The organism is Confluentibacter citreus, from assembly GCF_002807055.1.
In the GTDB taxonomy this organism is placed as follows: Bacteria; Bacteroidota; Bacteroidia; order Flavobacteriales; family Flavobacteriaceae; genus Confluentibacter; species Confluentibacter citreus.
In genome coordinates, this window is record NZ_NIXN01000001.1 from 261,133 (window position 1) to 286,063 (window position 24,931).

The 24,931-nt window shown below is 34.8% G+C and carries 20 protein-coding genes and 1 tRNA gene; 11 read left to right on the forward strand and 10 right to left on the reverse strand.

Translation table 11 applies throughout. The annotated features are described in order from the left end of the window. The first annotated feature begins 4 nt into the window (after positions 1–4). Positions 5–2,017, forward strand: coding sequence for a fumarate reductase/succinate dehydrogenase flavoprotein subunit (locus CDH49_RS01125; protein WP_100613475.1), 2,013 nt, complete (start codon positions 5–7; stop codon positions 2,015–2,017). 10 nt (positions 2,018–2,027) lie between these two features. Next, the gene (locus tag CDH49_RS01130) at positions 2,028–2,768 is read left to right on the forward strand and encodes a succinate dehydrogenase/fumarate reductase iron-sulfur subunit (RefSeq protein WP_100613476.1); all 741 of its coding nucleotides are present in this window, start codon (positions 2,028–2,030) and stop codon (positions 2,766–2,768) included. A gap of 484 nt (positions 2,769–3,252) precedes the next feature. Here the strand turns inward: CDH49_RS01130 and CDH49_RS01135 are convergent, their stop codons facing one another. Together CDH49_RS01135 and CDH49_RS01140 are read right to left on the reverse strand one after the other, a co-directional pair. Continuing rightward, positions 3,253–3,888 carry a response regulator gene (locus CDH49_RS01135; protein ID WP_100613477.1) on the reverse strand — a complete coding sequence of 212 codons (636 nt, stop codon included), beginning with the start codon at positions 3,886–3,888 and terminating at the stop codon, positions 3,253–3,255. Between the two features lie 66 nt (positions 3,889–3,954). Continuing rightward, complete coding sequence (locus tag CDH49_RS01140; RefSeq protein ID WP_100613478.1) at positions 3,955–4,395, reverse strand: retropepsin-like aspartic protease family protein; 441 nt, start codon at positions 4,393–4,395, stop codon at positions 3,955–3,957. Positions 4,396–4,467: 72 nt separating this feature from the next. Here CDH49_RS01140 and CDH49_RS01145 point away from each other — a divergent pair, with 72 nt between their 5' ends. The 7 genes from CDH49_RS01145 (at position 4,468) to CDH49_RS01175 (ending at position 8,849) form a co-directional block, all read left to right on the forward strand. Continuing rightward, the gene (locus tag CDH49_RS01145) at positions 4,468–5,235 is read left to right on the forward strand and encodes a TatD family hydrolase (protein ID WP_100613479.1); all 768 of its coding nucleotides are present in this window, start codon (positions 4,468–4,470) and stop codon (positions 5,233–5,235) included. Positions 5,236–5,238: 3 nt separating this feature from the next. Then, entirely contained in the window at positions 5,239–6,270 is a 1,032-nt protein-coding gene (locus CDH49_RS01150) for an asparaginase (protein WP_100613480.1), read from the forward strand. A gap of 74 nt (positions 6,271–6,344) precedes the next feature. Beyond that, positions 6,345–6,432 (forward strand) — tRNA-Ser (locus tag CDH49_RS01155). A gap of 71 nt (positions 6,433–6,503) precedes the next feature. Further along, on the forward strand, positions 6,504–7,274 hold the full coding sequence (locus tag CDH49_RS01160) for a MotA/TolQ/ExbB proton channel family protein (RefSeq protein WP_100613481.1): 771 nt from the start codon (positions 6,504–6,506) through the stop codon (positions 7,272–7,274). Positions 7,275–7,295: 21 nt separating this feature from the next. Continuing rightward, entirely contained in the window at positions 7,296–7,724 is a 429-nt protein-coding gene (locus CDH49_RS01165; protein ID WP_100613482.1) for a hypothetical protein, read from the forward strand. A gap of 2 nt (positions 7,725–7,726) precedes the next feature. Continuing rightward, positions 7,727–8,341: an ExbD/TolR family protein gene (locus tag CDH49_RS01170; RefSeq protein WP_100613483.1), complete on the forward strand. Its 615-nt coding sequence runs from the start codon at positions 7,727–7,729 to the stop codon at positions 8,339–8,341. A gap of 25 nt (positions 8,342–8,366) precedes the next feature. After that, entirely contained in the window at positions 8,367–8,849 is a 483-nt protein-coding gene (locus CDH49_RS01175) for an ExbD/TolR family protein (protein ID WP_100613484.1), read from the forward strand. Between the two features lie 52 nt (positions 8,850–8,901). Here the strand turns inward: CDH49_RS01175 and hflX are convergent, their stop codons facing one another. Further along, the gene (hflX, locus tag CDH49_RS01180) at positions 8,902–10,119 is read right to left on the reverse strand and encodes a GTPase HflX (protein WP_100613485.1); all 1,218 of its coding nucleotides are present in this window, start codon (positions 10,117–10,119) and stop codon (positions 8,902–8,904) included. A gap of 74 nt (positions 10,120–10,193) precedes the next feature. Between hflX and CDH49_RS01185 the strand changes: the two genes are divergently transcribed. Further along, positions 10,194–11,162, forward strand: a complete 969-nt coding sequence (locus tag CDH49_RS01185) for an endonuclease/exonuclease/phosphatase family protein (RefSeq protein ID WP_100613486.1) — start codon at positions 10,194–10,196, stop codon at positions 11,160–11,162. A 39-nt stretch (positions 11,163–11,201) separates the two neighbouring features. Here the strand turns inward: CDH49_RS01185 and CDH49_RS01190 are convergent, their stop codons facing one another. The 6 genes from CDH49_RS01190 to CDH49_RS01215 all read right to left on the reverse strand — a co-directional run bounded on the left by CDH49_RS01190 (position 11,202) and on the right by CDH49_RS01215 (position 23,223). Next, positions 11,202–11,597, reverse strand: coding sequence for a response regulator (locus CDH49_RS01190; RefSeq protein WP_157805256.1), 396 nt, complete (start codon positions 11,595–11,597; stop codon positions 11,202–11,204). Beyond that, positions 11,590–12,612, reverse strand: a complete 1,023-nt coding sequence (locus CDH49_RS01195; RefSeq protein WP_100613488.1) for a response regulator — start codon at positions 12,610–12,612, stop codon at positions 11,590–11,592. The genes CDH49_RS01190 and CDH49_RS01195 overlap by 8 nt, the downstream gene beginning before the upstream one ends. 33 nt (positions 12,613–12,645) lie before the next feature. Continuing rightward, the gene (locus tag CDH49_RS01200; RefSeq protein WP_100613489.1) at positions 12,646–13,071 is read right to left on the reverse strand and encodes a response regulator; all 426 of its coding nucleotides are present in this window, start codon (positions 13,069–13,071) and stop codon (positions 12,646–12,648) included. A gap of 1 nt (position 13,072) precedes the next feature. Beyond that, positions 13,073–18,661: a PAS domain S-box protein gene (locus CDH49_RS01205; protein WP_100613490.1), complete on the reverse strand. Its 5,589-nt coding sequence runs from the start codon at positions 18,659–18,661 to the stop codon at positions 13,073–13,075. Positions 18,662–18,966: 305 nt separating this feature from the next. After that, positions 18,967–20,397, reverse strand: a complete 1,431-nt coding sequence (locus tag CDH49_RS01210; RefSeq protein ID WP_100613491.1) for a DUF5689 domain-containing protein — start codon at positions 20,395–20,397, stop codon at positions 18,967–18,969. A 12-nt stretch (positions 20,398–20,409) separates the two neighbouring features. Further along, positions 20,410–23,223, reverse strand: a complete 2,814-nt coding sequence (locus tag CDH49_RS01215; protein WP_100613492.1) for a TonB-dependent receptor — start codon at positions 23,221–23,223, stop codon at positions 20,410–20,412. 102 nt (positions 23,224–23,325) lie between these two features. Between CDH49_RS01215 and CDH49_RS01220 the strand changes: the two genes are divergently transcribed. Then, the gene (locus CDH49_RS01220) at positions 23,326–24,426 is read left to right on the forward strand and encodes an endonuclease/exonuclease/phosphatase family protein (protein ID WP_162296706.1); all 1,101 of its coding nucleotides are present in this window, start codon (positions 23,326–23,328) and stop codon (positions 24,424–24,426) included. A 6-nt stretch (positions 24,427–24,432) separates the two neighbouring features. Here CDH49_RS01220 and CDH49_RS01225 read toward each other — a convergent pair whose 3' ends face one another. Then, on the reverse strand, positions 24,433–24,873 hold the full coding sequence (locus tag CDH49_RS01225; RefSeq protein WP_100613493.1) for a hypothetical protein: 441 nt from the start codon (positions 24,871–24,873) through the stop codon (positions 24,433–24,435). Positions 24,874–24,931 lie beyond the last annotated feature (58 nt).

Genomic DNA, 24,931 nt, shown 5'->3' on the forward strand with positions numbered 1-24,931 from the left:
AAATATGGCTTTAAATTCAAAAATACCTGAAGGTCCAATTAAAGATAAATGGACAGATTATAAAAATCATATCAATTTAGTAAACCCAGCTAATAAGCGTCACATCGACATCATCGTTGTTGGAACTGGTTTAGCAGGTGGTTCTGCCGCTGCTACTTTAGCAGAATTAGGTTATAACGTAAAAGCATTTGCTTATCAGGATTCTCCACGTCGTGCGCATTCAATTGCTGCCCAAGGAGGCATCAATGCTGCTAAAAACTACATGGGTGATGGTGATTCTACATACAGATTGTTTTATGATACCGTAAAAGGAGGCGATTACCGTTCTCGTGAAGCTAATGTATATCGCTTAGCTGAGGTATCTGCTAATATAATTGATCAATGTGTGGCTCAAGGGGTTCCTTTTGCACGTGATTATGGCGGATTATTAGATAACCGCTCTTTTGGTGGCGTACTGGTTTCCAGAACATTTTATGCCAAAGGACAAACAGGGCAACAATTATTGCTAGGAGCATATTCAGCAATGAACAGGCAGATTGCACGAGGTAAAATAGAAATGTTTAACCGTCATGAAATGCTTGATGTTGTAAAAGTTAATGGAAAAGCGAGAGGAATAATTGCTCGTAATTTGGTTACTGGAGAAATTGAACGTCACTCTGCTCATGCGGTTGTTATTGCCACAGGAGGTTACGGAAATGTATATTACCTATCTACCAATGCTATGGGAAGTAATGTTACAGCAGCCTGGAAAATTCATAAAAAAGGCGCATATTTTGCCAATCCATGTTTTACACAAATACATCCTACTTGTATTCCACGTTCAGGAGATTATCAGTCTAAATTAACATTGATGTCTGAATCTTTAAGGAACGACGGACGTATTTGGGTGCCCAAAAATATAGAAGATGCCAAAGCACTTCAGCAAAGAAAAATGAAACCCACGGATATTTCCGAAGAAAACAGGGATTATTTCTTAGAACGACGCTATCCAGCTTTCGGTAATCTAGTGCCTCGTGATGTGGCTTCTAGAGCTGCTAAAGAACGTTGTGATGCCGGTTTTGGCGTCAATGCAACCGGAGAAGCAGTGTATTTGGATTTTGCTGCAGCTATCGAACGCTACGGAAAAACACAAGCTAAAGTTCAAAACTTAGAGAATCCTTCCAAGGAAAAAATATACGATTTAGGGAAAGCTATTGTTGAGGAGAAATATGGGAACTTATTCCAAATGTATGAGAAAATTGTAGATGAGGATCCATATAAAACACCTATGATGATTTATCCTGCGACGCACTATACGATGGGTGGTATTTGGGTAGATTATAATTTAATGACCACGGTTGATGGTTTATACTGTATTGGAGAAGCTAACTTCTCCGAACATGGTGCCAACAGATTAGGAGCTTCAGCATTAATGCAAGGATTAGCTGATGGGTATTTTGTATTGCCTTATACCATTGGCGATTATCTAGCTAATGAAATTAGAACAGGAAAAATTCCAACGAACACTCCAGAATTTGATGAAGCTGAAAACGAAGTTAAGGAGCGATTGAATTTCTTCATTAATAATAAAGGTGAACATTCTGTAGATTACTACCACAAAAAATTAGGTAAAATCATGTGGGATAAGGTAGGCATGTCGAGAAATGAAAAAGGACTTACTGAAGCTATGGCTGAAATTAAAGAACTTCGTGAAGATTTCTGGAAAAATGTAAAAGTTCCTGGCAAATTAGATGAGATGAACCCAGAATTAGAAAAGGCGGGTCGTGTAGCAGATTTTCTTGAGTTAGGTGAATTATTTGCTAAAGATGCTTTAATGCGGAATGAATCTTGTGGCGGGCATTTTAGGGAAGAATCCGTGGAACTTGATGGAGAACAAAAAGGAGAAGCAAAACGTAACGATGCAGAGTACGCTTTTGTAGCGGCTTGGGAGTATAAAGGAGAACCATCTGCTGCCATCTTACACAAAGAAAAATTAGAATTTAAAGATATTGAACTAAAACAACGTTCATATAAATAATTAAGGCACTATGAATTTAACACTTAAAATTTGGAGACAAGAAGACTCAAAGGCAAAGGGTCGAATGGTGGATTATAAAGTTACTGAGATTTCAGAACATATGTCTTTTTTAGAAATGATGGATGTTTTGAATGAACAACTTGTAAATAAAGGTGAAGATCCTGTGGCTTTTGATCATGATTGCCGTGAAGGCATTTGTGGTATGTGCTCCATGTATATTAACGGTGAAGCACATGGTCCAGATAGAGGCGTAACCACTTGCCAACTACACATGCGAATGTTTAAAGATGGCGATACAATAACTATCGAACCATTTAGGGCAACTGCTTTCCCAGTGATAAAGGATTTGGTTGTTGATAGGAGTTCATTTGAGCGCATTCAACAAGCGGGCGGTTATATTTCGGTTAATACATCAGGTAATACTCAAGATGCCAATTCCATTCCAATTTCTAAACATGCTGCCGATGAAGCGATGGATGCAGCCATGTGCATTGGTTGTGGTGCTTGTGTGGCATCATGTAAAAACTCTAGCGCTATGCTATTTGTGGGCGCTAAAGTATCTCAGTATGCTTTATTGCCACAAGGACAGGTTGAAGCTGCTGACCGCGTTAGAAACATGGTAGCCCAAATGGATTTAGAAGGTTTTGGAAATTGCACAAATACTGGTGCTTGTGAAATCGAATGTCCGAAAGGAATTTCTTTAGAAAATATAGCAAGAATGAATAGAGAGTTAATGAAAGCTTCTGTTTAGGAATCTAATAAAAACAAATTAAACAAAAAGAAAGTGCGACCCAAGTAGTGTCGCACTTTCTTTTTGTTTATCACATATTAAAATTAGAAAAAACTAACTACAATATTCATTGTAATAATAGCAAATACCAAAACAATCAAAGAAATCACAAAGATTGTATTCAAGAATTTGTCTTTTTTTTCCATTCGTATATTTAATAAATAAGGTTATTAAAAACTCTGCACCATAACAGCACAGAGTTTTTTTTTAAATCCTCTCTCAAAGAATTTATTAATAGCGATGTAAAATTAAATTTTAAAAGCTTGAAATAAAATACGCACTTGTGAGTATTTTATTGTGTCATTAAAAAGATTTAAGATTTAAAAAAAGAAAGCTCCAGATTATCTAATCTAGAGCCTTCAATAATTATCCCTAAGAACTAATTAATAGCACTGTAAAAATACATTATTGAGATGTTATAAAAAATACGCAGTTCTGCGTATTTTTAAAAATGGTCCTTATTTAAAGACGCCCAAATAGAAAGCGAAGTTGGTTTATTGTCAAGTTTGAGCTTTGCTACAATATGACTTCTATGCTTATGTACTGTTTTTATTGAAATGGAAAGTTCGTCAGCTATGTCTTGGCTTGTTCTGTTTTCAGAAATAAGTTTAACTATTTTTAATTCAGACTTCGTTAGCGAATCCAAACACTCTGGTTTATTGGAAATAATATTCGTCGTATTTAAATGGGCCATTAACTCTTTACTAAAGTAAGGTTTGTTTTGTAAGGCGTGATTAATACAATTTTCTATTTCCTCTACAGCAAACTCTTTTAAAATATAGCCATATATATCTAGCTCTTTTGCTCTATCGAAAAGCTCTTCTTCTTTATCAAAAGTTATTAAAATAATTTTTGTTTTAAGATTGTTTTTCTTGCAAGCCTCCGCGATTTCTAAACCTGTTTTGTGCGGCATTCTAATATCTAGAATGGCAATATCTGGTTTATGCTTCACTATTAAGTTATAGGCGGCGTTTCCATCTTGAGCACTTCCTTTAATTTGGAAGTTTTTGGAAGTTAAGAAGTCTGTTAAACCTCTAAGCATAAGAGGGTGGTCGTCTGCTATTACTATAGAGATGCTCATCAGTTTGTTGGTAGGGATAAATTGCTATTAGAATATAAAAATAAGGTTTTTTTATGAAGGTAGACCCTATAGTTTTAAATAAAGATGCTTTTTATCATAATCAATGATAGCTTTTCCTTTTTTTAAAATATCAGCACCAATAATACCATCAACTGGTTTAGAATTATGATTAGTAAGCGCTTCGTTAACATGTGTGAGATTAAATAATATTAAAGCGGTTTTATTGCTACGCCATTTTCCAATTTTCACTTTGTTCTTTATAGACATTTTTGTATCCATATTTGCTGCTCCAGCTCCAGCAGCTTTAATCTCAGAATCTTCAACATTCAATTTAAAAGTCTCAATTGCTTCAAATCCCAAACAGGAGCTAGAAGCTCCAGTATCTAAAATAAACAATCCCTTATGACCATTAATGGTTGCTTTAATCTCGAAATGATTCGTTTTGCTTAAATGGAGCTTAACTTTAATATAGTTTTTTTTAATAAGAAATTGTTCAAGTGATTGCATCTATTATCAATTTTAAACAAAGATAATGATGTAAAACAATTATTTTTACATCATTAGTTTATTAGGTACAAAATGATTATTACAGATACACATACCCATTTATATAGCGAAGCTTTTAATGATGACAGAGATGACATGGTGAAACGGGCTTTAGAACATAATATAACCCGATTCTTTATTCCAGCAATCGACTCTACTTATACAGAAGCCATGCTTCAACTTGAAAACGATTACCCAAATCATGTTTTTTTAATGATGGGTTTACATCCAACGCACGTGAAAGACAATTATAAAGATGAGCTTAAGCATGTTGAGGACATGCTTTCTAAACGAAAATTTTATGCTGTTGGTGAAATTGGTATTGATTTGTATTGGGACAAATCAACGCTAAAAATTCAGCAAGAAGCGTTTAAATATCAGATTCAATTAGCAAAAAAATACAAGTTGCCAATAGCCATCCATTGTCGTGAAGCCTTTGATGAAATCTTTGATGTTTTAGAAACAGAAAAAAGTGATGATTTATTTGGGATTTTCCATTGTTTTACGGGAACTCTAGAGCAAGCACATCAAGCCATTTCTTATAACATGAAATTGGGAATTGGAGGGGTAATCACTTTTAAGAATGGTAAAATTGATACGTTTATAAATAAAATAGATTTGAAGCATATTGTTTTAGAAACCGACTCGCCATATCTAGCGCCAGTTCCGTTTAGAGGTAAAAGAAACGAAAGTGCTTATGTTGTTGAGGTGTTGGAAAAATTATCGGAATTATACAATATGTCTACAAAGGAGATAGCAGATATCACAACTCAAAATTCTAAAGACATTTTTAAAGTTTAAGATATGTACAAAATCAAACCAAACATATTACTTATATATACTGGAGGCACCATAGGCATGGTACGAGACCCTGAAACAGGATCGTTGCGTGTTTTTGATTTTAAAAATCTTTTGGATAAAATTCCGGAACTACAACAATTGGAATGTCACGTAAAAACATTTTCATTCAAAGAGCCTATAGATTCTAGTAACATGAACCCAAATTATTGGGTACAAATTGCAGACATCATAGAATCTCATTATAGTACATTTGATGGCTTTGTAGTATTACATGGAAGCGATACCATGAGTTATACATCTTCAGCATTAAGTTTTATGCTAGAGAATTTAGCCAAGCCAGTTATTTTCACGGGCTCCCAATTGCCTATTGGAGATTTACGAACCGATGCTAAAGAAAATTTGATAACGGCAGTAGAACTAGCATCTTTACATACGGATGGAAAGCCAGTAATTACAGAAGTATGTTTGTATTTTGAATATAAATTATACCGAGCCAATAGAACCACTAAAATTAATGCTGAAAACTTTGAAGCTTTTGCATCTTCCAATTATCCGGAGTTAGCAGAATCTGGAGTTCATTTAAAAATTAATTATCAATATTTATTGAAGGCGCCTGTAAACCTACCTCTTAAAGTTCATAAAACCTTAGATACAAATATTGCCTTAATTAAACTGTTTCCCGGCATAACAGAAACGTTCTTAAAAACCATATTAAACACGCCGCATATAAAAGGTGTTATTTTAGAAACATTTGGTGCCGGCAATTGTATGACGGAAAGATGGTTTATAGATTTGTTAAAGGAAGCAATATTAAAAGGAATATATATTATTAACATAACCCAATGTATTGCGGGAAGCGTTAATATGGGTCAATACGAAACCAGCAGCCAACTTAAAGAGATAGGGGTTATTTCAGGAAGAGACATGACTACAGAATCTGCTATTTGTAAACTTATGCACATATTATCGGAGGGTATTTCTTATAAAGAGTTCAAAACAAAGTATGAAATGTCATTACATGGAGAATTGTCATAAAATTAACTTTTAAAGTTTTAGCATTTAACAATTTTTTTGTTATTTGCCTGCCTAAAATAAAATTCTCAGAATAAAGAGAGGTGGCCGAGTGGTCGAAGGCGCACGCCTGGAAAGTGTGTATACGCCACAAGCGTATCGAGGGTTCGAATCCCTTCCTCTCTGCTGATATTTTTATTTTTTTAACGTATTTTTTTATATCTTTAACACTTTAACTAATAAATTAAGATTTGAACATGAAAAGATTATTTTCTATCCTTGCCATATCAGGAATGATGGCTTTTGGAACTGTTAATGCAACTACAAATGCAACCACTAGTGCAGCCCTAACCACTGTATCTAGTACAACACAAGAAGAGGCTCCTGCTGCTGAAGAGCTAGGGTTTCATCAAGAATTAAAAAAGAGGTTTATTGAGGGAGGCCCAGGATTCATGGGGATTGTATTATTATGTTTAATTCTTGGCTTGGCTATAGCTATTGAGAGAATTATCTTTTTAAACCTTTCTACAACAAACACAAAAAAATTAACACAAGATGTAGAAGATGCTTTAGCTTCTGGTGGTGTTGAAGCTGCAAAAGAAGTTTGTAGAAATACAAAAGGTCCTATCGCTTCTATTTACTATCAAGGTCTAGACAGAACTGACGAAGGTTTAGAAGCTGCTGAAAAAGCGGTTGTAGCTTATGGTGGTGTACAAATGGGACAGTTAGAGAAAAACGTGTCTTGGATTTCATTATTTATCGCATTAGCACCGATGCTTGGATTCATGGGTACAGTAATCGGGATGATTGATGCATTCGATAAAATTGAAGCAGCAGGAGATATGAACCCAGCTTTAGTAGCAGGTGGTATTAAAATCGCCCTTTTAACTACGGTATTTGGTCTTATTGTTGCTATTATACTTCAAATATTTTACAATTACATCATTGCTAAAATTGATAGCATTGTTAACGATATGGAAGATGCTTCTATCACGTTAATGGATTTGCTAATCAGACAAAAGAAGTAATCATTATTAAAAAACAAATTTATGGATTTACATAAAATATTAAAGATTGTAGCCATCATTCTTAGTGTCATTGGTGCAGGACTTGCGCTAGTGATTATATCAGGAGATGAAGCTACTGCGAAAAATATGAGTGGAAATATGCTAATGGTTGCTTATGTAATTTTAGCAATTGTACTTATATTAGTTTTAATTTATGTGATAAAAGGATTGTTCTCTGGAAACATCAAAAAGACATTAATGTCTGTTGGAGCTTTTGTAGCTGTCATCCTTATATCATATATCTTATCATCTGGCACAGATTTAGACTTAACACCATTTAACAGCAAAGGATTGGGTATTACCGAAGCCGTATCTAAAAATGTAGGAGCAGGTTTAATTGCTTTTTATATTTTAGGGTTTCTAGCAATAGCATCTATGGTCTTTTCTGGATTTAAAAAAATATCTAAATAATTATGGCAAAAAGAGCAGCACCCGAAGTTAATGCAGGCTCAATGGCCGACATTGCTTTCTTATTATTAATATTTTTCTTGGTAACTACTACCATTCCTAAAGATTCAGGGATTAGTAGAAAACTACCTCCTATTGATGATACTGAAACAGAGCCACCTATTATCAGACAAAAGAACATTTTTACTGTTCTAATTAATAATAGAGACCAATTGATGGTAGAAGAAAATCTAATGGAAATCAAGGATTTAAGAGCAGCAGCTGTTGAGTTTTTGGATAATAACGGTGATGGCACTTGCAGTTTCTGTCAAGGTAAAAGGGACCCATCGTCTTCAGACAACCCAACAGATAAAGCAGTAATCTCTTTGGCAAATGAAAGAGAAACATCTTATGCGGCATATATCTCAGTTCAAAATGAATTGGTAGCAGCTTACAATGAGTTAAGAAATAGAAGAGCCCTTGAAATAGGATCGCAAAAAGGATTTCCTAATATGAACTTTCTTGAAATGCAAGCTAAACTTGAAGATGTAAGATGGGGTGGTAATAAAACTAAGTTAAAAGAAGTTATTGAGCAGATACAAGTAGAGATTCCTCAAAAATTATCGGAAGTAGCAAAATAACTTTCATTTAGAAAAAACAACAATTATGGCAAAATTTAATAAAAAAAAGGATGGAGATTTACCTCCAGTAAATACAGCAGCATTGCCTGATATTGTATTCATGTTGTTATTCTTCTTCATGGTGGCTACGGTAATGAGAGAGAACACTCTTAAAATAGCTAATATTTTACCTTTAGCAAATCAAGTAGAAAAACTAGATAAGAAGAATCCAATAAGTTATATATATATTGGAAAACCTAGTGACAATTACACTTCTAAATTTGGTACGGAAGCCAGAATACAGTTAAATGATGACTTTGCTGATGTAAGCGAAATAATCCCTTTTATAAACCAAGAAAGAGCCGCTTTAAGAGAAGAACTTATCCCTTTTTTAACAGTATCTTTAAAGGTTGATAAAAAATCTAATATGGGTATAGTTGGTGATGTTAAGCAAGAGCTAAGAAAAGCTAACGCTTTAAAAATAAACTATACTACTGGAACAGGAGATGTGTCAGCAAACACTGAATAACAACTTCTGTAAAATTGAATAAAAAAAGCGCTTCTTTTCAGAAGCGCTTTTTTTATTCTTGGTTTGGATCATAATCCGGATACAAAAACTTGTTGTACGGAAAACGAGTGACATGAATTTCTCGAACTTCATCGTAGATCCTCTTTTTAAAATCTTCTAAATTTTGTTTGTTTAATGCTGAAATAAATAAAGCATTGTTTTTGCCTACTCTACCCATCCAAGTGCGTTTCCATTCGTCTAAACTATAATTCGCTTTGGTTCTTACAGCAATTAAATCATCCTTATCAAAAGGTTCGGCTTCATACGCATCAATCTTATTGAATACCATAATGGTGGGCTTATCATTACTTTTAATTTCACCTAAAATCTTATTTACAGATTCTATATGTTCTTCAAAATTAGGATGCGAAATATCTACTACATGAAGCAACAAATCAGCTTCCCTAACTTCATCAAGTGTGCTTTTAAAACTTTCTACCAACTGAGTTGGTAATTTTCTAATAAAACCAACTGTATCGCTTAACAAAAAGGGAAGATTTTGAATCACCACTTTTCTAACAGTAGTATCTAATGTGGCAAACAATTTATTTTCGGCAAACACTTCGCTTTTACTAATCACGTTCATTAAGGTCGATTTACCAACATTAGTATAACCAACCAAAGCAACTCTTACCATAGCGCCACGATTACCGCGTTGCACAGACATTTGTTTGTCTATGGTTTTAATACGTTCTTTTAAAAGCGCGATTTTATCACGTACAATACGTCTATCTGTTTCAATTTCAGTCTCACCGGGACCACGCATACCAATACCTCCCTTTTGTCGCTCAAGATGCGTCCACATCCCTCTTAATCGAGGTAATAAATATTCGCATTGTGCCAATTCCACCTGTGTTCGGGCATAACTAGTTTGGGCACGTTGCGCAAAAATATCGAGTATTAAATTGGTTCTATCCAATACTTTGCAATTAAGTATTTTACTAATATTGCGTTCTTGGGCAGACGAAAGCTCATCGTCAAAAATGGCGGTTCCTATATTGTTCTCGTCGATATATTGTTTTATCTCTTCAATTTTACCCGTTCCCATAAAGGTTTTAGGGTTGGGCATGTCCATCTTTTGTGTAAAGCGCTTTACGGCATAACCTCCCGCCGTAAACGTTAAAAATTCCAACTCATCTAAGTATTCCTTAGATTTATCTTCATCTTGATCTTTAGTTACAATGCCTATTAAAACAGCTCTTTCTAAAGTAATATCTTTCTTTTCTAACATAAAAAAAATTAATGTACAAAGTTACATAATTGTAGCCATTGAAATTTTTATATTTTTAGCGTTTCTTTGCATTTATGACAGATTCTTCAGAAGACATTTTGGTGAGACATGATATGCAAACCATGGCATTTTATAATTGTGAAAACTTGTTTGATGTGTATGATGACATAAGAACCAACGATAACGATTACACGCTTACTTCTGTAAAAAAATGGACTTACCAACGGTATGAAAACAAGCTGAGAAAACTAAGTTTTGCCATCTCTAATATTGGAAGGAAAGAGACCGGAAAACACCCAGCATTGGTGGGATTGGCAGAAATTGAAAACGCCAAAGTTGTTAAAGACCTTATTGCCCAACCAAACCTTGAACGTTGTCATTATAGTTACATACACTACAATTCTTTGGATGAACGTGGTATCGATGTGGCATTGATTTATGACAGAACCATTTTTAAAGTAATCCATTCTGAAACGTTTTCAATTGACCTAGTTAATGACCATGGTCATTTAGACTTTACTAGAGACATATTATTGGTAAGTGGGTTGTTGGATGGGGAAAAGATTCATGTTATTATAAACCATTGGTCATCCAGGCGTGAAGGCGAAAAAGAAACCGAGCATAAACGAATGGCTTTTAGCAATAAAGTAAGCGAGATTATAGGCCTTAAAAGAACAGAGGATGCTAATGCTAAAATTGTTATCATGGGTGATTTTAATGATGAACCCTTTAATACCAGTATAAAAAATTTGGTTGACGCCAACCAATTATACAACCCGATGGGGACGCTTCGTTCTTTTAGTAGAGGCTCAACCATACACAATAGAAAATGGAATTTATTTGACCAAATTATTCTTTCCATCAACTTTTTCAAGAACTCAGACAACCAGTTTGAGTTTTTTAAAGCCGATATTTTTGATGACGACTTTTTAAAGACTTTTAGAGGTCATTATAAAGGCTCCCCTTTCAGAACTTATATAGGTAAAAAATATGCTGGGGGTTATAGCGACCATTTTCCGGTGTATGCTATTCTTAAAAGGTAATATTAAACTTCCTTAAATAATCTCCCTTGTAATAAAATTTTACTCATTAACCAAAGGCTGCAAAACACTATTTAAAGAATTAACAGATAAAGGTTTTGAAAGCGTGTCTTTAACAAAACCATAAGCTTTTGCACGTTTTATATCATCTAGATCTGTTGAGGACGTCACTACAAAAATGGTTATATTATTATTACGTATAATACCTTTTTTTTTAATAGCATCTAAAAACTGCCAACCATTATATACAGGCATATTAATATCCAATAAAACAATATATTGGTTTTCAATACTATAATTTCTATTTAAAAACTCCAATGCCAATTTTCCATGTAAAGATGAGCTCACACTCAACCCTGGATAGACCTTATTAATCATCCTGGTAAAAATGACATGAAAAATAGGATCGTCGTCTATTAATAACACGTGTTTATTCACTCTCCAACCCATTTAAATTCAACAATTTGGCTTCACTTACAATGTTTCGTACTATAACGTCCATTTCGTTCCCAGACAACTTCAGTTGGTTGATTAAATACGGCAAATCCTCTGAATTAAAGGATTCGAGTTCGATAAGATTAATGATTCCTAAAATTCGCGATAAAGGAGCACGAACTACGTGGGATTGTGTCCAAGCAATGTCCTTTAATTTAACGTTCTGCTCTTCAATCTTTTTTGTATATTCTAATTTGTCCGTTACATCATTTGCTAGTACCAACCTTACCCATTTATCATTGTATTCAATATCACTACTATAAATTTCAACATAAATATTTTTTCCAGACCTAAGTCTGTGTACAAAAACCCCTGCAAAGCCATTAACTCCTTTTAATCCATGTTCGTTTACACTATCTTCTAAATATCTAATTTGATTTTTGGGTCTAATATCCTTTAGTGTCATGCTTCTAAATTCCTCTAAAGTATAACCATATTTAACTATGGCCGCTTGATTTACATCCAAAAAAAACAAAGAGGAAGTATCGTATAGCCACATGGGTTGAGGACTCAAATTAAATAAATCTTGATATGTTTTTTTAGTTTTATTAAGACCTCTTATATAGCTTTTTCGTTCGAGGGAATAAATGATGGTCTTATATAGAATTTCTGGGTTAATTTCATCTTTAATCAAAAAATCTGAAACTCCCAGAGACAGTATCTTTCTCGCTAAATCAATATCGGTATATCCGGTTAAAATAATTATTGGGATGTCGGACGTATTCTGTTGGATTTTTTCCGCCAATACTTCTCCATGAAGATCAGGTAGTACCAAATCCAAAAGGATGATGTCTATTTTTTTATCAGACTTTATTGTGACGAGTGCCGATTCGAATGATTCCTCGTGAAAAATTCGTATAGCTTCAAATTTTTCAAGGAGATGATCTTCTAGCAACACAAAATCTCCAAGATTATCCTCAATTATTAAAATTGAGAGTGACAGGCTATCCTTGATCATTATACCTCGTTTTAAATTTCGACAAAGATAAGCTTAGTTTGCCAGTTTTGAAAGTTGTAACCAAAACTCCTCAATTTTTAAAATGACTTTTAAAAAATCTTCCATGTCAATGGGTTTGGTTACATAACTATTACTATGATTTTCATAGGCCTTATTAACATCTTTTTGACTGGAAGACGTAGTAAGAATTATTACTGGTATTTTCTTTAGTGAAGCATCCTCTTTAATTTTTTTTAGTACATCATGGCCATTGTAAACAGGAATGTTAATATCCAGAAGAATTAAATCAGGACGCCTTTCTTCTACAAATTCTCCTCTTTTAAAAAGAAAATCAAGTGCATCCGCACCATTTCTTACCACGCTAATATTTGTTCTTATTTTACTTTCTTCAAAAGCATCAAGGGTAAGAACAATATCGCCTTCATTATCTTCAACCAATAATATATGGACTTCTTTCATACTATATTTCAATATTTTTATCAATTGTAAAATAGAACGTACTTCCTTTATCCAATTCCGATTCAACCCAAATCTTTCCTCCCCAGTATTCTATATGCTTTTTAGCAATGGATAATCCAATACCAGTACCTTCATATTTATCTCTATTGTGCAACCTCTGAAAGATAATAAAAATTTTATCAAAAAATTCTGGATCGATGCCTATACCGTTATCTTCGATACTTACCTGCCAATTGGTCTCTGTTTCCAAGGTTGAAATTTTGATCACTGGAGGCACTTTTTCCCTAGAATAATTAAGAGCATTGTCAAGTAAGCAATGTAACGTTTGTACAAGAGGTGCCCTAAAACATTTCACGTTTGGAAGATTATTAACTATTATTGTAGCTCTTTTTTCTTGAATGAGCCTTCTTCTTAAAATACCATACTCTTCAATAAGTTTATTCAGGTTAATAAGCTCTAGATTGTCGGCAAGTTTTCCTGCTTTAGAATAATCGAGCAAATCCAATATGATTTGTTTCATACGTTTAGCCCCATCGGTAGCAAAATTAATATACTGATGTGCTTTGTCATCTAATTGGTCTCCATATTTTCGCTGAATTTGATTTAAAAAACTGGAAATCATTCGCAAAGGTTCTTGTAAATCGTGGGAGGCTATAAAAGCAAATTGCTCCAATTCTTCATTGGATATTTCAAGTTCCTTGATTTTCTTCTTAAGAACTTTATTTAATTCTAATATTTCTTTTTCATACACAACACGATGGGTAATATCGGTAATCGCACCAACCATTCTAATGGCTTTTCCTTTCTCATTTCTAATAACTACCCCTTTGTCTATAACTGTTTTTTCTTCTCCACTCTTATGAACAATTCGGTATTCATGTCGCCAATATTCTGCTTCGGAATCCTGTAAACATTCATATAAACTAGTTTGTATTCCGGGTAGATCTTTAGGATGGAAACTATCTTTCCAAAAGGCATCTCCTTTCAGCGTTTTATTTACATCATAACCAAATAATTTTTCAAAACCTTCACCACGATAAAATATATCGTTTTCAATATCCCAGTCCCAAATAGCATCGGTGGTGGCCTTGGTTACTTTTTCAAAACGCTCATTAGCTTGAAGTATTCGTATATCTGTTTCTTTACGAAGTGTCACGTCCTTAAAATAAACAGATAAGCCCTTTGGGCTAGGATAAGCAGTAACTTCAAACCACTTATTCAATGCTGGATAAAATTCCTCAAATGACACTGTTTTACCTGTTGCCGCGGCTTGGTGGTATTGTCTATAAAAATCGGAATCTATGGCATCAGCATACTCCTCCCATAGGTTCTTGCCCAATATAACATCCCTTTTTCTTCCCAATACGGTTTCTGCCTCTTTATTCCAATAAGTAACAATCCAATCTTTATCTAATGCAAAAAATGCATCACCAATGCTTTCCAGGATTTGATTTTTTTCATCATAGGCTTTTAATAAGCGATCGTCTGCTTCTTTCCTATGCGTAATATCTCTAAAAAATACGCTAATTCCCTCAGCCGAAGGATAAGCATTAACTTCTAACCATACACCATAATAATCTTCAAACATGATAGGCTCTCCGGTCTCCATGACTTTATGATAATTGGCATACGAAGGTAAGTTTACAGCCTCAGGGAAAGCTTCCCATAAATTTTTACCTACCAATGTTTCTCTTTTAACCCCAAGAAGTTTCTCGGCTGTTTTATTCCAGTAAGTCACAGTAAAGTCTCTATTTATAGTAAAAAAAGCATCGCCTATACTTTCTATAATTTTGATCTTTTCTTGGTAAGCATTTTGCAATGCTTCAGCGGTATTTCTTCGTTCATCAATATTTTTGAAATAAACGGAGATACCCCCAACGGAAGGGTACATATTAATTTCGACCCAGGTTCCAGACTTGGGTGATAGGAATTCAAAAGTTTCGGGCTTTCTTGATTTGGCAACCCTATGATATACCCTTTCCAACTCGGTACCTTTTATATATGGTAATTCTTCCCAAAGGTTTTTACCAAGTACCTCACTACTTTTTCGGTTAATTAAGTTTTCAGCTTCTTTATTAAAATAGGTGAAATTCCAGTGTTCATCTAAAGCCAAAAACGCATCCGAAATACTTCCTAAAATTTCCTTAAGTTGAACTTCGGTGGTTTTCATGGCGTGAATGTCTTGAATACTGCCAAATATTTTTGTACAAACTCCATTTATGTGCTCACTCTTAGCGATAATCCTTATCCATTTTTCTTTTCCTCTTTTGGTCACAATCTGCAATTCTTCATCAAATTGAGTTCCTTCTTTAATAAGTACTTCACCTACTTTTTCAATGAGGTCTTTGCTTTCAGGTTTGTAAAACTCTCGCCCTCCTGTAAGTGATGGATTGTAATTATCATCTACTTCCATGATTTTTTTTACCATGGGCGACCAATACAATGTTTTACTTTCATCTTTAGAGAGCAAATCGAACTCCCAACTTCCAATTTTAGCCAATTCTGTAGCCTCCTCATAGAGTTGGGCTACATTTACTTTATCGGTAATATCAAAAATCATTGAATTAAAAAGAATGGTACCATCAGGAAGGCTATAGGGCGTTCCATAACCTTCATGCCAGCGTAGTTCTCCATTGGGAAGAACATTTCTCCATTTACTATGCCATTGTGAAAGGGTAGCAATAGAATGTTGGATATCATTTACAAGTGCTTCATAGTCACCTCCATTTTTTATCTGATCCCAAACAATGTCATTATCTTTTTCACATGCTTCTGGAGACAAGCCCCAAATTTTATAGGATGCTTTGCTAACGGATACTAATTTATTGGTGTTGTCTGGATAAATATAATATTGAAACGTTACTCCCGGCAAATCATCTGTGATGGTTTGGAGTCTATGTTCGGTTTCTTTAATTTGGGTAATGTCCTGAAAACTTCCAAAAACCCTGACACATGTTCCATTTACAATTTCTGCCTTACCCACTGCTCTTACCCATTTCTCGTTACCTTTCGAGGTGACAAGCGCAGCTTGAAAATCAAAATATTCACCTGTATCTATGGCTTTTTGAACAATATTGACTACATATTCTTGATAATCTTCTCTGTAAAAATTAATGGAAGAACTAACCTCAGGAATATAAGTGTTTGGATCAGTTTCGTATATTTGATGCACAACTTCAGACCAGGTTAATTTATTGTTGATTAAATCAATTTCCCAACCCCCAATGGTTGCCATCTCTGATGCGTTTGAGGCTACTTCACGAAGTTTTTTCTCGTTAGTGATATTTTTGGCTGTAGCATATATAACCCCTTCTTCTTTAATAAAGTTACAATGCCAGCTAAGCCAAATGGTATCATTTTTTTTTGTTATATAACGGTTTTCAAAATTGAGAATCGTTTCTCCTTTTTTTAGTTTTTTTATTTCATTTATAAAAACAGTTTTGTCTAAAGGATGTGTGAATTTTTCAAATGAATGCCCTACAATCTGATGTTCTTCAAAACCGAGGAGTTCACATCCCGCCCTATTTATTTTCAAAAAATGACCATTTAAATCTGCAATACAGATAATGTCTGGTAAAGTATCAAACAAATGGTGTAAATCACTTTCTAAGCGTTTCCTATTAATTTTTGAACCTATAAACGACTCCATTTCAGTTAACATAGACCGGAATCGTTCCATATTACCAACATCTTCTTTTGTTCCCACAACCATTACTCCCACTATTTTTTCTTGGTGAGTAAGGGGAATGCCAAGTACAGATTTCAAACCTGCGCTTTTGGCAGCATTATTTCTTATAAAAAACTCCTCGATATCAGCATCTCCCCATACAACGAAATCTTTACTTTTCCACACCTTACCTGGAAGCCCTTTATCAAAACCTATTTCCTCTGTATCTTCTACATGGGTATAGAATTTTTTTGCCGTGGCATCCATTTCAACTCGGGATAAAAGCTTTAAGGCTTTTTGATGAATGGTAGGCAACCAAATTTCACACAAACTAAAATCTCCATAGTTAGCAATGAGTTCACACAGGCGCTCAAGAGAAATATTGAGATCTATACCATCATTAAAAACAGCACTTATATTGGCTAAAAAATCTTTTTGAAACTGTTCGTTCTTAGCAGCGGTAACATCGCGTTCAATCGCTATCCAATGGGTGTACCATCCTTTTTCATCGGCTACCGGCGACACGGTGAAGTTAATCCAGAACTCCTCTCCATTTTTTTTATAATTAAGAGTGGTTACCTCGCAAGGCTGCCAATTTCTAAGGGCTTTACCCAGTCGTGCCAGTTCTTTTTTATCAGTTTTTGGGCCTTGCAACATGCGTGGTGATTGACCAATCACTTCATCAGCCGTATAACCTGTCATTCTTGTAAACGCTTCATTCACATATACTATCCTTGGCCCAGGTTCATTCTGTGGCTCGGCTTCTGTAATTAAAATGGCATCATTGGTATTTGTCACAACACTCTGTAAAAGTTTTAAATGTTGCTCCTCCTTTTTTTTGTCTGTAATATCTCTGGAATTGGCAACAATACCTTGTATTGATGGATGCTCAAGCATATTTGTTAAAACTGTTTCTATCCAGTGCCATTCACCGTCTTTATTTTTGAACCGAAAGGGTTCTACTGTTACCTTGTTGTCTGTAGCGATTTTCCCCAAGCTTTGCATAGCCTTCTCTGCATCTTCAGGGTGAATAAATTCAAAAGGGCTTTTACCTAAAAATTCTTCAGGTGTAAAACCCAGAACAGCAAGGGACGTAGGACTTACGTATTTATAATTTCCTTCTGCATCCAATATTGCTATCAAATCTGAACCTTCCTGTATAAGAACCCTAAACCGCTTTTCGCTTTCTGCTAATATTTCGTCTGCTTTTCTTTTTTCATTGCCATCACGAGCAATGGCATACATTATTTGAGTTGTTGGATCCCAACGGGCCGACCAAATATTATAAGCGACTTCACCATTTTTTTTCAAGTAACGGTTTTCAAAAGTTGTTACTGCCTTACCCGACATAATGTCTATGGCTGTTTGCCTAGTTAATTCCAAATCTTCTTCATGTACGAGATCTAAATAGGCCTTTCCCACTAATTCTTGCGGTTGATAACCCCAGACATCCACAGCTGCCTGACTCACGCTTATGAAATTACCATTTTCATCAATGGAACAAATAACGTCCATGGAAGCATTCATAACATACATGGCTTCCTGACTTTGTCTAAATAGCTTTTCTTTAACGGTAACGTCTTGGCAGACTACCATAAAGCAGTTTTTTCCTTGAAATTCTACTCTATGGCCATTAGTTTCTACACGAAAGATTGTTCCATCCTTTTTTTTATGGGTAAACGTACCATAGTGTTTATTTCCCTTATGCTTATCAATGCCTTCATGAACGGCAATTACCTTAGGAATTTCTTCTTTGGGCCTTAACTCCTTAATGGTTAATGTTAAAAATTCCTCTTTACTATATCCATAGAGGTCAATCGCAGCTTGATTAACATCAAGAATTTCAAACGTATCTATATCATAGACCCAATTAGGAAACGGATTTAAATAAAATAGCGTGCTATAGTCGTATGTATTGCTCATGCAGTTGGTTATTATTTGCTATACCTTTTGTTAATGTAGCAAAAAAAAGGGGTTATTTATGTTTTTTTATTATAAATAATATGCTGAGGCATGCTGCGAAATATATTTGTAATAAAAAACATTCGATAAATTATTTAAATTAAAAAGCACCCTAACAACTTTTGCCAAGGGTTAAATTGTTTTTTAATAATTATTTAATTGAGAGAGTTAACTACTTACCATTTTTACTGATATAGCAAAAAAACTTGCAGTTTTTATTTAGACTAGAATAATAGCTTTACAAAGAAAGGAAAATTATTAACATATTAAGGCACATAATCAATACTGACCTCGTCCAACTCATACGTACCATCAAAGGTTGGGTTGCCACTACCTATATATTTAAAAGCAATATGTATAGTACCTGTTAAACACGATAAATCCACATTGCCAGAGTTAAACCACGACCCAAAATAATCGGTGTCCTTAATAATGTAAGCATCAGATAATATGCTCCAGTTAGCATTGGTAACGTTGGCTTCGCTACCATCCCAATCCGCAGAATATAACACTTGCATATCACTGCTATCAGCAAAACTACTGGAGGTTTTAAAACGCAGGGTTTCCCCATTTTGGACATCTAAATTAATGGCAGGCGTTATTAACCAAGCTATATTGCTTACATCCCCAGAACTGGCAGACTGCATCCTAGCCGATCTGTCTAAAGAGGCATTGGTTCCTGTGGCTACATAGGCTTCCCAACCTTCGCTTCCTGCTTCAATATAATTGGTCCAACCATTGCCTGTCACCAACCGGTTATTTACTTGTGATTGGAAATTTTCGTAAAACAAATTTCCAGCGCCTACTACATTCGCCAAACCACAACTAAATTGTAAAGGGTCGCATCGATTTTCATCGGTAAATTGAACATCGGTAACGCTGTTAATGACCAATACATTAAAGTCGTCTCCAAAATCCCTTGTAAAAACACCCTTTATAGAACCCTTATTTTGTGGCACTTGTAACGATTTAAAATCGGAAAACGTACTGGTTTGCAATAAGATTGAAAGATTGGTATCGCAACTTTCCAAAGTGCGGAATCCATCAAATTCATCGATGCCTTCACCTGCATAGGTTAATGGCAATTCGCTATTTCTTATTTGCATATTACCCAATTGGATTAACGTGTTTTCATCAGCATCGGTCAATTCTATTAATGATGCTACTTTGGGGGTGATAGTAGCCACCTCCGGTGTTCTAATAACAATCTTTCTATATTCAAACTCTTGTATTTGTTCTAAACTTTGGTCTTCTCCTTTTGCTATGGTTAACACACCGTTGGATTCGCCAATGGTCAATCCGCTTAATTTTACATACACTTTTCTGCCAAATTCGTAGGTATCAGACAAACTTCCCACATTAATATCCAACCGAATTCCCAATCTTGGGTCTTCATCTGGATTACTATCATCTACTTTATTTTGAATAATGAGTTCTTCAAAAAAATTACCCGCTTGGTCGCTAGAGACAACATAGCCTTCAATGTATAAATCTTCATCTTCATTAATAATCGCTATCAATTTATCATTGGCGACTGCTTGTGCATACCGCCCATACAAGGCTTTGAATGTGATTAGTTTATTTTCTGGAATGACAAAATTTTGCCCATCTTCTGGTATCGGAATACCGTAATCACCCTCATCTACACACGATGACACAACAACCAGCAACAACAAGGCTATAACTTTAGTCTTCATAAATTTTTATTATTAAAATCGAACATATATGTTTAAAAAATAATTGGTTCCTCTACCGTACCAATATTTAGAGCCAAAAACTGGTTTATCTAAAGCTTGGTCGTCCCGTAATTGCCTGTAATTGGCATTGCGCCCTTGTTCAAATCCGCCTGTTTTGTATACTTCATCCAAGAGATTATTGACGCTTGCAAAAAAACTTATGTAATACTGGTTCACTTTCCAAGATTTTCCACCCACCACATTCACCACCATATAATCATCAAAACGTTCTTGTTTTAATAAAGTTCTTGCCAAATCTTCATCGTAATCAATAAAAGGTTGTCCGTCAACATCGGTATAAAAATTATTGGCTCTTGTTAACGGACTTACATCTACATAGGTGTTTTTAAAGAAATTTGCCGTTGCACCAAACCACCAATAATCGGGGTCGCGATATTCAAAACCGACAGAATAGGCTTGTTGCGGACCAACGGCTAACTTGTAATTTTTTAAATAGGATTTACCCAAATAGACATTCTCAAACCTATCGGAAGACAGATATAAATCGGGGTTATTGGCATAGGTATATTGTCCAATGGAGCCAGCTCCTTTTAATTTGATGGTTGGTGTTACTTGAGCTTCGATACCAAACTCACCTCCTAAATGGTTTTTGTTGATACCCTGTAAAATTTCCTGAATAAATTCAGTATCATCCCTTCCAGATTGTTGGGTGCCAGAATCGGCAATAATATTTCCAATACCATCAGCAAAGAAAAATGAGATTTCATTGGCATTTTTAAGTTGGGTATAAAACCCGGTAAGTTTTGCTTTTACATAAGATGCCCTGAAAATATAACTGGCATCAAAACTGCTTATTTTTTCCTCTGAAACATTGGGAACGGTATTATGATTTGATCTCGTGTTTGTATAACTATTACTTATGGATGGTGCTTTTGTTATGTAACCTAAATTGACATCAAACAGATGTTTTCCTGTTATTTTATAGGTGAATCCTGCCTTAGCACCCATGCCCGTGAATGCTAATTTATCGCCTTTTCCAAAAGAATTATCGGCAAATGTTTCCACTTGAAACAAGCCTTCTCGCTGATATTGCGTGTTGGTTACACTTGCAGATGCATAAAAATCGACTTTATTATATTTAAATTGAGCCTGTACAAACCCTGAAAGTACGTTGGCAAACATAATATAATTGTAACTAAACCTGTCGCCAACTGTGGCTATCGTGTTTGGGTTTCTTAAATCTAACTGAACGCCATCAAAACTATCCACATTTAAAAACCCTGTACCGCCCAAAAGGTCTAAAACCTCAGCAAAATTTTCAGATTGCAATGCTTTATAACTTACAGATGCATCATACAGAATATGGTCGTTCAACTTACCATTTAAAATGCTGTTGAACGATACTTGATTATCATCAACCCGATCTTCATAAAGCATATAAGTAGCATTTTTCCCTTGAGCCGCATTTGCGATGTTCGCATCATACATAGGTTGCCAATGAATCTGACCATCATTCAAAAAAGATTGTTGCGCTCCGTATGCAAATTCTAAATCGGCAGGAAAATTGCGTTCAAAATAACTTGGCAATTTTTGGTAATACGCCGGACTTGGGTTTCGTCCACCACCTTCAAAACTTTCCTGACCGTCGGTTGTTAGCACTCTTGTTGAACCTCCAAAAGCCAAACGGCTATTTCCCGTTTTCCCAAACTGATAACCTATGTTGGTATTTAATGATAGTTTACTGTTTATGGTCCAGTAATGGTTTAACATGAAGATAGGCTCATCCACGTCCCTAATTCGGGAATTGCGTTTATTTCCATCTTGCCAGCCCCAATATTCATTATATTTTATACCTTTTAAGTCGTAAACTTCTTGCGTATTTGGGGACGATTTTCCTCTTCTGTTTGGTGTATAAATTCCCGTAAAGTTTAAACTATGGGTATCATTAATCACTTTCTCTGCGGAAACAAAAACGGAATTCGCATCATATAAGGTGGCATCTTGATAGCCCTCGTTTCCCCAACGCCTTCCCATGGACAATGCATAAGCCCAGCCGCCTTGCAACAAACCCGATGTATATGTTGCCATAAACCTATTGGCATAACTTCGGTTGCTAGAGGAATAGGTAATTCGTCCACCATACGACATTTGAGACGCTCTCACATTTATATTACTGGTTCCTAAAATACCTCCAAATTGATAACCTGATGGTTTTAATCCTGGAGCTAATTCTTGATTACGCATCACATCATTCAATCCTCCCCAGTTGCTCCATTGTGGCCTACCATTATAAATTTTGTTCATTTCAATACCATTAATTAACATGGTGCTATTATCAGAATCTAATCCCCTAACTCTAAAAAAAGAAGAGCTAAACTCGAATGCAGCAGTGCGTTGAAACACATCTAGGGACGCATGTAATAAACCGGATATATTTCCAAACCCACTTTCATCATTATCGAGTTCGTCTTCGGTCAAGCTAATGGTAAATAAATCTTGAGAAGCCATCGTATCAAGCTCAAGAATCATATCTGTAATATTTACCGTTTGAAATTCATCTACAGTTATTGGATACTTCGCTGTAATATATCCCATCTTAGAAATGAGTAATACATGTTCTCCTAACGGTACATCTAAAGAAAATTCAAATTCGCCCGATACATTGGTTTTGGTGTTTTGAGACGTTGCCTCAATAGTAACGGTTACTTCTGAAATAGGCTGAAAAGATGTTGCATCTTTAACATTTCCTTTGATACGTGTTTCCTGTGCAACTACTGAAATTGACACTAATATATAAAACAAAAAAACAAGTCTAAATTTTTTCAATTCCTAAATTATATGACATCTTGAATGCTAAAATAATTTATTTGAAAGAAATAACTACTTTTGTAATCAGTTTTTTATCATAATATGTAATATGTTTCAATCATGATTGAATTTTTAAAATTCTATTTATTGTTTTTTATTTTGATGGCAACTTCAATTGTTGGGGCTCAAGAACAAAAAACTTATAAAATACATACCATTGCCTTTTATAATTTGGAAAACTTATTCGACACCATAAACGACCCTACTAAATTTGATGAATCTAGCCCCATAATGGAATTGAAGGCAAATCGTTCTGAAGCCTATAAAAAGAAAGTGTCGAATATGGCTCGTGTGCTTGCAGATATTGGAAAAGATGTTTCAAATAACGCTCCTGCAATTATTGGGGTCTCTGAAGTTGAAAACCAAGAAGTGCTTGAAGACGTTGTAAATGACACTGTATTAAGACATAAAAATTATGGCATTGTTCACTATCATTCTCCAGATGCTAGAGGCATTGATGTGGCATTATTGTACCAGAAACAACTTTTTTCACCCGTTACGACAAGCAGTCACGAACTAAAGATTTATGACAATAATACTAGAAAACGCGTTTATACAAGAGACCAATTACTAGTAAGTGGCTATTTGGATGGTGAACTGATGCATATTATAGTCAATCATTGGCCATCTAGAAGCGGGGGAGAAGCAAAAAGCCAATATAACCGTATAGCAGCAGCTAAATTATCTAAGTATTTAGTGGATTCCCTTCAAGTTATAGACCCGTATGCCAAGGTTTTCATCATGGGTGATTTAAATGATAATCCGAATAATACTAGTGTTAAAAAGGTTTTAAAAACCCAAAAAAATAAAGATAAAGTCGATTTTAAAGGTATTTATAATCCTTATGAAAACTTCTTTAGAGACGGTTTAGGAACTACCGCTTACCGAGATGCTTGGAGTTTGTTTGACCAAATACTGCTTACAAAACCCTTATTGGAAAAAGACTATACCTCTTTTCAATTTTATAAGGCAGGTATACTTAATAAAGATTATTTAATTACGAGCAAAGGAACTTATAAAGGGTATCCGTTTAGAAGCTGGTCTGATGGCGGATTTTCGGGTGGATTTAGCGACCACTTTCCTGTGTATATTTATGTTATTAAGGAACAGTCGAATACCACACCCAACAATTCCCATAAGGGAGGTAATATAGCTGATTAAATTATTTTAGCTTATCCAAGTACTCCAAGGAATTCTTGATAAAAACAATAGCAAAGCAATGGTATAAAAAATGGCTATTGGTTTTAATTTTGCTTGAGAGGTTAACTTCTTTTTGTGTTTTGAATAACCTATGGTTATGAGAGCAACGGCTACTATATTCACAAAAGGATGCTCAACAAGATATAATCTATTAATGGAATCTTTCATGACACCGCCCATTCCTAATTCACTAAAAGCTTGTAGTCTTGGAGACACAAAATACAAAATCAATCCAATTAATAATTGAATGTGAGATACGATTAAGGCAAATAATGATATTCTAAAATCCTTGGCGCCATATTCTTTATCTGCAGCCATTTTATACAAAGCATTGAACGTAGCCAATATTAATACCAAAAGTACAAGATAGGCCCAATAGGAATGAAGTGTTAAAACGGTATTGTACATAATTATAAATTTAGAATTTTAGAATAAAACAAATGTAATAATTTATAAAATAAAAAAA